Origin of the sequence: Pseudomonas batumici (genome assembly GCF_036585405.1) — a bacterium.
Classification (GTDB): Bacteria; Pseudomonadota; Gammaproteobacteria; order Pseudomonadales; family Pseudomonadaceae; genus Aquipseudomonas; species Aquipseudomonas batumici.
The window spans coordinates 6,539,390-6,552,654 of the sequence record NZ_CP144470.1; the positions used below are offsets into that span (position 1 = coordinate 6,539,390).

Below are 13,265 nucleotides of genomic sequence, written 5' to 3' on the forward strand. Positions count from 1 at the left end.
ATAGAGGTTCAACTGGCCGCCGGCTTGCGTGGCGCTCGTGGTTTCTTCTCGGCGACGGGTTTGGCGGTGGTGGCCGATTTCGCCGGCGCTTTCGCGGCCGCGGCGGTCTTCGTGGCGGCCTTGGGCTTGACGGCAGGCTTGGCCGTCGTCGGCTTTTTCGGGGCCAGCGCCTCGGCCTCCGCCAGCTTGCGCGCCATCTCCCAATGCCGGCCCTCCTGGCCCTCGGGGCGACCCTCGGACTCCCAGATCTGATAGGCAAACTCACGGATGCGTTTTTCGTCGCTACTCATCGCCATGCTCCTGAACTCAGGTTTGTATAAAGAGATTGACCGGGAAATCTTCGAGTGCCTCACCGCCCGACGGACTCACCGGTCACGCTCGGCGGCCTGGAGCCGGGCACAGGCCAGCAGTTCCAGGCGGCGAGCGGCATCCGCATCGTCCAGCAACTGGCCGCTGTCGCCGGGCAGGCGTCGGCACCAGTTGGGATGACTGTCGATGGTCCCGGGCAGATTGGCCTGCTCCTCGACACCCAGCACGTCCTCCAGCGGCAGCAACACCAGGGGCGCCCGGGTATGGCCGAGGAAGCGCACGCTGGCATCGAGGACCTGGTCGGTCTCGTGGGATTCATCGCGGAAATTCTGCGGGTCGTTGCTCAGCGCGCGGTGCAAGCCCTCGCGCTCGCGCTGGCGGGTTTCGCGCCAGTGCTCGGCGTTGGTCTTGTCGATCAAGCCGAGCCGGATGTTCCAGTCGATATCCCGGGCATGCCACCAGCCGTTGAGGGTCGGCAGGTCGTGGGTGCTGGTGGTGGCCAGGGCGTTGTCCGGCCAGTCGAGGATCGGGCGGAAACGATGGCCGTATTCCTGCTCGAACAACAGCACGCGCATGCCAAGGATCGCGCGGGCGCTCAGTTTTTCCCGCAGGCCCTCGGGGACCGTGCCGAGGTCTTCGCCCAGCACCAGCGCCTGGTGGCGCGCGGACTCCAGGGTCAGCAGGCGCAGCAGGTCGTCCAGCGGATAATACAGGTAGGCGCCGTCGCTCGACGGTGAGCCGAGGGGGATCACCCAGAGCCGTTGCAGGCCCATCACATGGTCGATGCGCAGGCCACCGGCATGGGCGAAGTTGGCCCGCAGCATTTCGATAAAGGCCCTGAAACCGTGACGCTTCAAGCCTTCCGGGGAGAAGGCCGAGATCCCCCAGCCTTGTCCGGCGCGATTGAGACTGTCCGGCGGTGCGCCGACGGTGAGTTCGGCCAGCAGTTCGTCCTGCCGGCTCCAGGCCTGGCTGCCGCCGCCGTCGGCACCGACGGCGAGGTCGGCGATCAGGCCGATGCCCATGCCGCTGTCCCGGGCCGCCTGTTGCGCGCGCTCAAGGCAGCGGGCGATCAGCCACTGGCTGAAGGCATAGAAGCCGATCTCTTCGGCCTGCTCCGTGGCGAAGGCGGCGAGGGCCGGGTTGTCGGGATGCTGCCAGGCTGCGGGCCATTGCCGCCAGTCGGTGCTTTCGCCCCGGGCTGCGCAGACCGCTTGCCGGGCTTCGAAGCGGCAATGATTCTCCAGGGCTTCGCCGCCGGTCTGGCGGAACTCGGCGAAGTCCGCTGCGAGCGGGTGGGCATCCTGGCGAAAACCGTCGTACAGCGCACGCAACAGGCACTGCTTGGCGCGGGCGGCGCGAGGCCAGTCGATCAGTGGCAAGGCTTCCAGCTGGCGCAATTCGTCGGCCAGCCCCGCGGTCTCGATGGCCTGGCGCAGGGCCTGTTCGCCGAGAATCGCCTCCGGCGCCGCATAGAGACTGTTGAGGAGCAGGCGGCTGGACGGCGAATAGGGACTGTAGCGTTGCGGGTCGCAACTGAACATGGCGTGCAACGGGCTGATCGCCAGGGCGTCGGCGCCGCGCTCGCCGGCGGCCCGGGCCAGGTTCTCCAGGGCCAGGGTGTCGCCGAATCCGCCATCGCCCGACCGTTGCAAGGCATAGAGTTGCACCGCCAGGCCCCAGGCGCGGGGTGTCGCGGTATCGGTGGCCGCCGCCATGCTGTGGCACTGCTGCGGGGCCACGGCGAGGGTGAAATGCTGGCCGTCGATATGGACGGTCTGGTAACCCACGGGAATCCTGCCCGGCAGCACCGCGTCCTGGTCGAGTTGCAGGTGCAGGAGCGTGCCGTTTTCCAGATGCACCTCGCAGCAGGTGCCGGCGGCAAAATAGCGGGACAGGTCCAGCCCCTTGTCGACGTCCGCGGTCAGCAGGGGCGGCAGGTGGTTGTGTTGCTGCGCCAGTTGCAGTTCCAGCAGGCTGTTCTCGATGGCCTGGTCACTGTCGGCGGGATGCCCGAGCCCGGCGAGGACCTTGCGCAAGGCCTCGGGCCGGACTTTCTGCGGTCGGCCATTGGCATCGATCCAGTCGACGGCCAGGCCGGCCCGGTGGGCGAGTGTTTCCAGTTGCACGTCACTCATGGGGGTTCTCCGGTGGGTGGCTGCGATGAAGACCTCCTCAGTGCTGGCCCGACCTGCTCCGGGACTTGGCGACCAGGTTCTGGTACAGCTCGGCGTAGGGTTCCACGGCCTTGCACCAGTTGAAAGGCGCGGCCATGGCGCGGCAACGCATGGCGTTGAGCAGCGGCGGGTAGGCGAACACCTTGAACGCCCGGCGCAACGCCTGCGCATAGCTTTCCACGGTGGACTCGTCGAACAGGAAACCGGTGACCCCGTTGTCGATGGTGTCGGCCAGCCCGCCGGTGTTGCGCGCCACCGGCAGCGAGCCGAAGCGCTGGGCGTACATCTGGCTCAGGCCGCACGGTTCATAGCGCGAAGGCATCAGCAGGAAGTCGCTGCCGGCGAACATGCGCCGGGCATCGGTTTCGTTGAAGCCGATGCGCACCCCGATCCGGCCGGGAAAGCGCAGGGCCAGTTGGCGCATGGCCTGTTCTTCTTCCGGCTCGCCGCGACCGATGATCGCGATCTGGCCACCTTCGGCCACGATCATTTCGCTGACCGCCTCGGTCAGGTCCAGGCCTTTCTGGTAGACCAGCCGCGAGACCACCGCGAACAGCGGCCCGCTGGAGGGGTCCAGGCCGAACAGGGTCCGCACATGGTCGGCGTTGACGGCCTTGCCCTCCCAGTCGCCCGGCAGGAAGGGGCGGACCAGGTGGCTGTCGGTGGCCGCGTCCCAGCTTTCGTCGATACCGTTGGGAATGCCGCTGAGCAGGCCCTGGTGGGTCTTGCTGGCGAGGAAACCGTCCAGGCCGCAACCGAATTGCGGCGTGGTGATTTCCTGGGCGTAGGTGGCACTCACCGTGGTGATATGACTGGAGTAGGCCATGCCGGCCTTGAGGAACGACAGCTTGCCGTAGAACTCCATGCCTTCCTGCTGCAGGGCGTGGGGCGGGATACCCAGCTCCGGGCAGCAGGCGAGGCTGACCACGCCCTGGTAGGCGAGGTTGTGAATGGTGAACAGGGTCGGGGTGCGCTGGCCGCGCCAGTGCATATAGGCCGGGGCCAGGCCGGCCGGCCAGTCGTGGGCGTGGACCAGGTCCGGGGTCCAGTGGATCTGGGCCAGGTTGGCGGCGATATCGGCGGCCGCCAGGCCCAGGCGGGCGAAGCGGATGTGGTTGTCCGGCCAGTCGCGGCCGTTGTTGGCGCCATAGGGCGTGCCTTCGCGCTCATAGAGTTCGGGGCAGATCAGCACATAGATCACCAGGCCGTCGGGCAGGTCCATGCGGCCGATCTTGCAGGGCGGCAACGCGGCGTGGCCGCCCAGTTCGCCGATGATATGGATCGGGTTGTCGCTGTGGATCACCTGCGGGTAACCGGGAATCAGCACCCGCACATCATGCAGGTGATGCATGGCCCGTGGCAGGGCGGCGGACACATCGCCCAGGCCACCGGTCTTGACCAGGTCGGCGAACTCGGAGGTGACGAACAGCACCTTTTTCTTGTCCGGATTGACAGCGGCTGCCGTCAACACAGGTTTTCCTCCCGCCAAGGGGGCTGACACGGGGACCGCTTCGCTGGCCTGATTAAAATGCTCTTCCTGAGTTTCCAACGCAGCGTTGATCATGTGCCTCTCCCGATTTATTTGATCTGGTTCATCCTTTCTTTCATACAACGTGCCCAAACCGCTTCCTTTGGTCGGACACACCGCTTGCGCGAAACTGGGCGAAGGACGTCCAGCGCACGGCGGCAAGAAAGTGCGAGGGGAGCCCCTGTCCATAATACCCCCGGGACAGAGGCCCTACCTTTGACCTGACAGGCCGCCGTTGCAGAAGTTTCGGCTTTTTGTCGCAGAAATGACCAGGCGGTCAGCAGGTCCGAAAATCAGTGTAGGAGAGATGTCGCCGACGTGAAGGGCGTTGTTTAGACGAATATTGGGAAAATGCGGCGCGTTTGATTCAAGGCACAGGCGATCACGCTGCCATCTGGAACGGACGTCCATGAACGGCTGCACCCCGCTGGCGCGGGCTCGAAACCCAAACGCTCAAGGATGGTGCGTGGGTGGCTCGGGAGAGTGCGTGGTACGCCCAGATATAGAGCCCGCCAATTTGCTTCTGGGTCACTGGGTCGAGGAACGGCCGCAGGTGGTGGTCGGTCAGGCCACGGCTGGTCAGCGCCAGGACCCGTTGCCGGGCCCTTGCACCATGGCTTAACTCAGGAGCCGGATCGGCTGCCCGGCCGCCCAGGCCTGGATGTCTTCGATCATCTGGCTGTAGAAGAGCCGGTAGTTGTTCTGGCTGACGTAGCCCACATGAGGCGTTGCCAGGACGTTGTCCAGAGTGCGGAACGGGTGGTCGACCGGCAGCGGCTCCTGTTCGAAGACGTCCAGGGCGGCGCCGGCCAGGCGGCCTTGCTCAAGCGCGGCGATCAGCGCCTGTTCATCGACGATCGGCCCGCGCGCGGTGTTGATCAGGTAGGCCGAGGGTTTCATCCAGCCCAGTGCCTGGGCATCCACCAGGCCGCGGGAGCGCTCGCTGAGCACCAGGTGCACGGAGAGCAGGTCGGCCTGCTTGAACAGTTCGGCCTTGCTGACGTACTCCACGCCGGATTCGGCGGCCCGTTCGGCGGTGAGGTTCTCGCTCCAGGCGATGACCCGCATGCCGAACGCCTTGCCGTAGCCGGCGATGCGCTGGCCGATGCTGCCCAGGCCGAGAATCCCCAGGGTCTTGCCATACAGGTCGCCGCCCAGGCCCTGCTGCCAGTGTCCGGCGCGCAGGGAGTTGGCTTCCTTGAGGAGATTGCGGCTGACGGCCATGATCAATGCCCAGGTCAGTTCCGGCGCCGCCTGTTTGTAGCTTTCGGTGCCGCAGACCTGGATACCCAGCGCGTTGGCGGCCTTGATGTCGAGGGCGGCATTGCGCATACCGCCGGTCACCAGCAGCTTCAGGCGGGGCAGTTGGCGCAGCAGGGCCTCGTTGAACGGGCTGCGTTCGCGCATCACGCAGATCACCTCGAAACCGCCCAGGCGCTCGGCCATGGTGGCGGTATCGGCCGGGTAGTCGTGGAGAAAACTCACCTGGCCCACGGCGCTCAAGGCGCTCCAGTCCACGGCGTTGGCGGCCACGCCTTGCCAGTCATCGATTACCGCGATCTGCAGGGGCATTCGTTGTTTCCTCGTCAGGGTTTGCTGGCCAGCCAGTCGAGCAGGGCCTTGTGGAAACGCGCCGGTTCTTCCATCTGCGGCGCATGGCCCAGGCCGGGGAATTCCACCAGGGTCGATTGCGGGATCAGTTTTGCCACCTGTTTGCCCAGTACATCGTAGTGACCGATGCGCGCCTTGACCTCGGGCGGCGCGATATCGCTGCCGATGGCCGTGGTATCGGAGGTGCCGATCAGCAACAGGGTGGGCATCTTCAGGTCCTTGAACTCGTAATAGACCGGCTGGGTGAAGATCATGTCGTAGATCAGCGCCGAGTTCCAGGCGACCGCAACGTGACCGGGGCCTTTGTTCAGGCCGGCGAGCATATCGACCCAGCGCTCGAACTCGGGTTTCCAGTGGCCGGCGTAATAGGTGTTGCGTTCGTAGTTGCGGATGCCCTCGGCATTGAGTTTCAGCTCGCGTTCGTTCCATTGGTCGACGGTCCGGTAGGGCACGCCGAGGGCTTTCCAGTCTTCCAGGCCGATGGGGTTGACCAGCGCCAGGCGTTCGACCTGTTGCGGGTAGAGCAGGGCATAGCGGGTGGCGAGCATGCCGCCGGTGGAATGACCCAGGACCAGGGTTTTCTGGATGCCGAGCTTCTCCAGCAGGGCGTGGGTGTTGTTCGCCAGTTGCTGGAAGCTGTATTGATAGTGGTCGGGTTTGCTGGAGGTGCAGAAACCGATCTGGTCCGGGGCAATCACGCGGTAACCGGCGGCGCTCAGGGCCTTGATGGAGGAATCCCAGGTGGCGCCGCAGAAATTCTTGCCGTGCATCAGCACGATGTTCTGGCCGTTGGCCTTGCCGCTGGGCTGGACGTCCATGTAGCCCATCTGCAGGGATTTACCCTGGGACTGGAAGGCGAAATGCTGCACCGGGTAGGGGTATTCGAAACCTTGCAGTTCCGGGCCGTAGGCCGGGCCTTCGGCGGCGTGGGACAGGACGGGGAGGGAGGCGGCCAGGAACAGGCCGCCGAGCACGAGGGCGCGGGCATTCGACATAAGGGATCTCCAGAAGAATGGGACCGATGCTGGTGAGCGGCGATTAACCCTGGATTAAGAGTATTGCAGCAGCATTGCCTAGGTGTGTGCCGACACCTCCCGTTCCAAACTGTTGATCAACAACCGCCACAGGTGGTCGGCTGCCGGGGAGAGTCGTCGGTCGGAGCTGCGTAGCACATGGCATTCAGATGTTCGTGCGATAGGGTGGTCGATCGGGATCGCGACGAGTGGATTCGTAGCAGCACTTTGACCTAGGGATTGGGCGGTCATGAAGGCAATGCCCAGGCCTGCCTGGCATAGCGACTGGGCCGATGAAAGCAGGTTGCAGCGATACGCGGGGCTGAATATCAGCCCTTCGGATTCGAACATCTTGTTGACGTAACGCTGTATGCCGAACGCGTCGGTCAGTGCAATCAGCCTGTACTCGATCAACTCGTTCAGCCTGACATCTGACCGTCTGGCCAGGGGATGTTCTTGCGGCACCACGGCGCAGACGGGACCCCGATAAAAACTTCGGCGGTGCAGGGACATGTTGCCGACGGAGCCAAAGGAAAAGGCCATATCCAGCTCACCGCGAACCAGCATCATCAAGGTGGTGCCCAAGTCGCCAGTGCTGATGTCGACAAAGACATCAGGATAGTCATTGGAAAATTCCCGCAGGACACCGTTCACAAAGCTTTCAATCATGCCTTGGCCAATGCGCAGGCTCACCGTGCCGCCGCGCATGTAGCGCAGGTCGGTCAGGTGTTTGGTGAGCGTTTCTCGACGCGCTCGGGTTTCGGCGAAGTGCTCGGCGAGCAGCTTTCCCGCCTGGGTCAGGATGACGTTTCTGCCGCTGCGTTCCAGAAGCGGCAGATGCAGGCTGCGCTCCAGCAATGCCACTTGGCGGCTGATGACCGATGGGTTGACGTTCAGCGCATCGGCAGCTTTGCGAATCCCCCTTGTACCCCCACTTGATGGAGATAGCTCAGTCTTTTTTCTTGAAAATCGTCGTCCATCGTCAAGGCTTTGATCCAGTAAACTGTTGACTACAGGGCAACAATATAGGCCCCGACCTCGCATTCTTCAATGACTGGGTGCTCGGCATAATTGGGCCTATATCCAGCCTTGAGCGACCCTTCCATGAGCAGCCTGCAACAGTACCTTCATCTCCATGCCCAACAGATTCTGGATGATCTGAAACGGCTGGTCAGTGCCGAATCGCCCTCTACCGACAAGCAGGCCGTGGACGCCTGCGGTCGGGTCTTGCAGGACATCATCGCCGAGCGCCTGGGTTCGTCTGCCGAGGTGATACCTCGTGAGACACTTGGGGACCACCTTGCGTTCAGCGTCGGTCAGGGTTCCCGCAGGACCGCGATACTGGGGCATTTTGATACGGTCTGGGATGTTGGCCACCTGACCTTGCGCGAGGAAGGCGGCAAGCTCTATGGCCCAGGGGTTCTGGACATGAAGGGCGGGCTTGTCCAGGCGATCTGGGCAGTGCGTGCGTTGGTGGAACTCAACCTTCTGGACGATCATGAGATCAGATTCCTGTGCTCCAGCGATGAAGAGTTGGGCAGCCCGACATCCCGGGAGTGGATCGAGCAAGAGGCCAGGCTGTGCCAGCAAGTACTGGTGGTGGAGCCCGCCACGGCGCATACCCATGCATTGAAAACCGAGCGCAAGGGCACAGGCCGATTTGAAATCACTATCAAGGGACGTGCGGCCCATGCGGGCAACAACCCGGAGGACGGGATCAGCGCCGTGCATGAAATGGCCGAGCAGATTCTTTTTCTGCAGGGGCTCAATGCACCTGAACGTGGGACGACGATCAACGTGGGGATTGCACAGGGTGGTGATCGTACCAACGTCGTTGCCGAGCGGGCCCGTTTAAGCGTGGACCTACGGGTTACCAGCCTCGCCGAAGCCCGCCGTATCGAATCCGCAGTCAACGGCCTTCAGCCACGGTTGACCGGGGCGCAAATTTCGGTGACGGGTGGATTGGTGCGTCCTCCCCTGGAAAACACCGAGGGCAACAGAAGGTTGTTTGCGCTCGCCAAAGAGGCGGCCGGTGAATTATCCATTGATCTGCTCCAGGCCTCTGTGGGCGGCGGAAGCGACGGCAATTTCACTTCGGCCATCGGCATACCGACGCTGGATGGCCTGGGAGCAACCGGTGTCGGCCCGCACGCCATCCACGAGCACATCATCATTGCCGATCTTCCCGTTCGCGCCGCGTTGCTTGCTGAACTGATCAAGAAACTTTAAGGCTTCGGCTACGACAATAATAAGGAAGGCTTGAAATGACTCACGTTCACCCGGCAGCAGCACCCTCGGCGAAACCGAGGCAAGAAGGCAAAAGCCCTTACGTGCTGCTGTTTATCATTCTGATCGTGGCGGCCATTGGCACGTGGGTCGTTCCTGCAGGTGTCTTCGACAAGGAGACGCGCGATGGCATTACCTTTGCCGTGTCCGGCAGTTTGCATGCTGTCGAGCAAAGCGGCGCTCGTCCGCTGGATATCTTCGTGGCTGTTGCCAAGGGCCTGCAGACGTCAGCGCCGATTATCTTTCTTATCTTGTTTACGGGTGGCGCACTCGCGGTCCTGGAAAGTACCGGTGCCATCCACCAGGTGCTCAAAGGCATCGCGCGCAGTTCAAGGCTCAATGATTTTTCGATCATTCTGATTTTTGCGTTGGTGTTTGGTGTGCTTGGTACCACGGGTGTGGTTGTCAATGCGGTGATTGCCTTCGTTCCCATCGGCATGCTGGTTGCCAGATCCATTGGCCTGAATCCCATGTTCGGGGTGTCTCTCGTCTACCTGACCTGCGCCGCCGGTTTCAACACGGCGATCACCAACCCGGCGACCACCGGATTGACCCAGCGTTTGGCGCAACTTCCGCTGTTCTCGGGTATGGGTCTCAGGGGGATAACGTCAGCACTGTTCGTCGTGGTCTGCATCGTCTTTCTGACGTTATACGCCCGTCGGTGCCGGCGAAACGGCGAGCGACGGTCAGTCAATCCCGAGGAGGAGGCCACTGACGCACCGGCGACCTGGCGTCACTGGATCATCCTGGCCTTTGCCTCCGTGACCTTGATCGCGTTCATTTACGGCGCAATGACTGCCCAATGGGGCGAAACCGAGATGACGGCGATGTTTCTATTCATGGCCGTGGGGAGCGGCCTGCTCGGGCGTCTTTCCCCGTCGGCCATCGTCAACCGCTTCATCGGCGGTTGTTCCGGCATCCTGCAGGGTGCCCTGATCGTCGGCATGGCCAGGGCAATCTCCATTGTGTTGGAACACGGCAATATCCTTGACCCGATCGTGGGTTACCTCTCCGAGCTGATCGCTCCGCTGCATCCGGCCATGGCAGCGGTAGGCATGCATATCAGTGCCGCACTCATGCATTTTGCTATCTCGTCCGGCTCCGGTGAGTCCACGTTGCTGATCCCGATCTATGTACCCATTGGCGATATGGTAGGGCTGACTCGACAGGTGACGGTCCAGGCGGTGTTGTTGGGGGAAGGCATCGTCAATTGCGTCAGTCCGACCTCAGGCATTCTGATGGGCGTGCTGGCGGTGGGGGGTATTCCTTTCGGGCGCTGGCTGAAGTTCGTTGCACCGTTGATTGCGGTCTGGGCAGCGATCTGCATCATCACCTTGGTCATAGGCGTGGAAATGAACTGGGGGCCTTTCTGATCCCACCGAACGTGCGCAAGCCCGGTGGGAGCCAGAAATAGTTGGAGTCAAGCATCGACGATCAATGGCCGGTGCAGTCCGCGACGACCCCGTTCGTCCAGGACGGCTCAGGCGGTAGAGCGCTTCGGGGTTTCCAGCAGGCGCTTGAGGTTGTTCGTCGCCTGGGTCGAGAGCTCGACCAAGCGCGCCTGCAAACCGCCCAGGTTCAGTTCGGTGATGTACTGCAAGCTGCGGGTGAGCCGCGTACCAGGGCCGGCACGGTGCAGGCTGTAGTGAATGCAGCCATCGACCACCGAGGAAGTGAAGGCCGCCTTGAATTCGGCAGGAGGATTGGCGATGACCACCCGATAGTTCATCTCGATCCGCAGGCCCAGCAGGTCGATGACGCCTGTGAAGCGGTGATCCTTGGGTAGGGGGCCGCGGATGCCGGTCTCGGCGCTGACGGACGTGGGGTGCCATTCATGCCAGCGGTCCGGCTGGGTTATATAGGCGTAGACCGTCTCGATATCGACTTCTATATAGACTTCGTTGCTGAGTGTCTTGGCATAAGACTGAAAAGAGGACTGTTCCATGTCATGGCTCCGACTGCATCCTTGTTTAAAGACGGAAACAGTTATGAGCATAGATGAAACAAAATGTTTCAATGCGTATAAGACCAGCGGTCGTGCCCACCCCCGTGGCAGGCACGACCGACCGTGTTCTACCTGACCTTGAAGCGTCCCATCAACGCACTGACCCGGTTGTTGGCGTCCAGCAGGCTGCGGGTATTGGCGTCGGTGGCGTGGCCGCTTTCGACCAGTTCCTCGACCATCTGGCGGATCTGTACCATGCTGCGGTTGATCTCCTCGGTGACCGCGCTCTGTTGTTCGGCGGCCGTGGCGATCTGGGTGCTCAGGCCGTTGATATGGCTGACGGAACCGGCCATTTCATCGAGCCCGGCGTTGACCCGCGCCGTGGCGTCGGCCGCGGACTGACAGCTGGCCTGGGTGTTTTCCATGGCCGCGACCGACGAGCTGACCCCCTGGGTCAGGCGCGTGAGCATCTCGTTGATTTCCGAGGTGCTGGCCTGGGTCCGGGCGGCGAGGGCGCGCACCTCGTCGGCCACCACTGCGAAGCCGCGCCCCTGCTCCCCGGCGCGGGCGGCCTCGATGGCGGCGTTCAGGGCCAGCAGGTTGGTCTGCCCGGCAATGGCACCGATCACCCCGAGAATCTCGGTGATGCGTTGGGCATCCTGCTGCATGCTCTCGACCTTGTGTGTGGCGCTGGAGACCTCGTCGATCAGTGCGATCACGCTGTTGGACGCTTCGCCCACCACCACCCGGGAACGGTCGGCGTGTTCGTTGGCGCGCTGGGTGAAAGCGGCGGTTTCGGCGGCGTTGCCGGCCACGGTGTCGGCAGTGGAACTCATCTCGGTGATGGCGGTGACCGTCTGTTCGGTCTCCGAGGCGTGGCGGGTGAGGATCCGGTTGGTGTGGGCCGAGGTCTGTTGCAGCTTGTCCAGGCTTGAGGCCATGTCGCCGGTGGCCTGGGTGACTTCGCCGATCATGTTCTGCAGGTAGACGATAAAGCGGTTCACCGAGTGGCCGATGGCCCCCAGCTCGTCTTCGGCGCGGATGGTGATGCGTCGGGTCAGGTCGGCATCACCCGTGGACAGCGCGTCGATATTGCTCCTGAGTGCTTGCATCCGGCTCACCAGCTGGCGGATGGCATACACCTGCAACAGCGCCAGCAGCACGATCATCGGGATCTGCAGCAGCGCCAGGGTATTGAGCACGTCATCGCGCTGGGCGGTGATCAACTGGGTCGGCAGGGCCGTGGCGAGGAACCAGGGGGTGCCTTCGATGGGGCGCATGAAGAAGGTGCTGGCCACGCCATCGTTGTCGAATTCCACCCGCTGGGACGCGGTGTCACGGTTCTGCAGGGCGCTCTTGACCTGTGCGGCGAAGGTCGAGCCGGCGGCCAGGTCGTTGATGTTCTTGAGCACCACCGGGCTGTTGATATGGGTGCTGTTGCTGATGATCTTGCCGTCGGCTTCGACGATCAGCATTTCACCGCCGATGTCCTTTTCCTTGCGCGCCACCAGGTCGTTGAAAAAGCCCAGGGTCACGTCGATGGTCGAGACGCCGTACGGCACGCCGTCGCGCTGGATGGCCATGGCGCAGTTGGTGCGCGGCTCCTGGCTGGCGTCATCCTTGTAGGCCGCCGCCCAGGGGCACTGGCCGCGCGGGGTGGCCATGCCGCCCTTGTACCAGGGTTGCTCGTAATAGTTGGGGGCTTCGGCGCTGTTCCAGAAGGTATTGACCTTCAACTGGCCGTTGGCATCGCGGTGCCAGAAGGTGCTGTGCTTGTTCCGCCCCGGTGTGCGCTGGCCGGGCAGGGGCCAGATACCACCACCGAAGACCTTCAGCTCACCGTACTGGTCCACCAGGCCGGGCAGGACCTTGTCGATGGTGTCGCTGTCGAGCAGGGGAATGGTCTGGGTAATGCTGCGTTGCTGGGCCTGGACCTTGTTCAACTCCCCCTTGATCTGCTCGGCCACTTCGGCCACGCGGTTGAGTACGACCTGCTCCTCGGTCTTGCGCAGCGTGGGCGCGACCAACTGGCTGATACCGACCACGGTCAGGACGAACAACAGGAGGATGAACAGGACCAGAAACAGCGTGTAGCGGGCTTGGATCGTACGGAACATGGGCATGGGAGCTGTCCTAGCAAAGCGGTTTTTATTCTTCGGTCGCCTGATCTGTTCAGGGCTTCGTCAAGCTATCGGCTTGAAATAAATCGACTTTAGTACGATCGTGCAAGAAAGCGCTGAAGGCTCTGAGGTTGCGCCTGCTGACCGCTCCAAGGCCCGGCGAGCAGCCACTGCGATGCTTTTCGGAGTAACTGTGTCTGTTTTGAAATAATTTGGTACATTTTATTGACGCCATCAAATGGCCACCCTATGATCGCACCCCGTTGATGGCATAAG

At 62.8% G+C, this 13,265-nt stretch carries 10 protein-coding genes; 2 read left to right on the forward strand and 8 right to left on the reverse strand.

Annotated features, from left to right (window positions below):
* Positions 1 to 8: 8 nt before the first annotated feature.
* The 6 genes from NUH87_RS30105 to NUH87_RS30130 all read right to left on the reverse strand — a co-directional run bounded on the left by NUH87_RS30105 (position 9) and on the right by NUH87_RS30130 (position 7,682).
* Positions 9 to 290: a DUF2934 domain-containing protein gene (locus NUH87_RS30105; protein WP_338523913.1), complete on the reverse strand. Its 282-nt coding sequence runs from the start codon at positions 288 to 290 to the stop codon at positions 9 to 11.
* A 75-nt stretch (positions 291 to 365) separates the two neighbouring features.
* Complete coding sequence (gene malQ / locus NUH87_RS30110; RefSeq protein ID WP_338523914.1) at positions 366 to 2,447, reverse strand: 4-alpha-glucanotransferase; 2,082 nt, start codon at positions 2,445 to 2,447, stop codon at positions 366 to 368.
* A 37-nt stretch (positions 2,448 to 2,484) separates the two neighbouring features.
* Entirely contained in the window at positions 2,485 to 4,050 is a 1,566-nt protein-coding gene (gene glgA / locus NUH87_RS30115) for a glycogen synthase GlgA (protein WP_040067549.1), read from the reverse strand.
* 582 nt (positions 4,051 to 4,632) lie between these two features.
* Positions 4,633 to 5,586: a D-2-hydroxyacid dehydrogenase family protein gene (locus NUH87_RS30120; protein WP_338523915.1), complete on the reverse strand. Its 954-nt coding sequence runs from the start codon at positions 5,584 to 5,586 to the stop codon at positions 4,633 to 4,635.
* Between the two features lie 14 nt (positions 5,587 to 5,600).
* Entirely contained in the window at positions 5,601 to 6,620 is a 1,020-nt protein-coding gene (locus NUH87_RS30125; protein WP_338523916.1) for an alpha/beta hydrolase, read from the reverse strand.
* Between the two features lie 78 nt (positions 6,621 to 6,698).
* Positions 6,699 to 7,682: a LysR family transcriptional regulator gene (locus NUH87_RS30130; RefSeq protein WP_338523917.1), complete on the reverse strand. Its 984-nt coding sequence runs from the start codon at positions 7,680 to 7,682 to the stop codon at positions 6,699 to 6,701.
* A gap of 60 nt (positions 7,683 to 7,742) precedes the next feature.
* Here NUH87_RS30130 and NUH87_RS30135 point away from each other — a divergent pair, with 60 nt between their 5' ends.
* Entirely contained in the window at positions 7,743 to 8,867 is a 1,125-nt protein-coding gene (locus tag NUH87_RS30135) for a M20 family metallopeptidase (protein ID WP_338523918.1), read from the forward strand.
* Between the two features lie 35 nt (positions 8,868 to 8,902).
* Positions 8,903 to 10,297 (forward strand): YfcC family protein, encoded by a 1,395-nt coding sequence (locus tag NUH87_RS30140; RefSeq protein WP_338523919.1) that lies wholly within the window; start codon positions 8,903 to 8,905, stop codon positions 10,295 to 10,297.
* Between the two features lie 107 nt (positions 10,298 to 10,404).
* Here the strand turns inward: NUH87_RS30140 and NUH87_RS30145 are convergent, their stop codons facing one another.
* Both NUH87_RS30145 and NUH87_RS30150 read right to left on the reverse strand, forming a co-directional pair.
* Positions 10,405 to 10,869, reverse strand: a complete 465-nt coding sequence (locus tag NUH87_RS30145; protein ID WP_338523920.1) for an SRPBCC family protein — start codon at positions 10,867 to 10,869, stop codon at positions 10,405 to 10,407.
* 128 nt (positions 10,870 to 10,997) lie between these two features.
* Entirely contained in the window at positions 10,998 to 12,992 is a 1,995-nt protein-coding gene (locus NUH87_RS30150; RefSeq protein WP_338523921.1) for a methyl-accepting chemotaxis protein, read from the reverse strand.
* Positions 12,993 to 13,265: the final 273 nt, after the last annotated feature.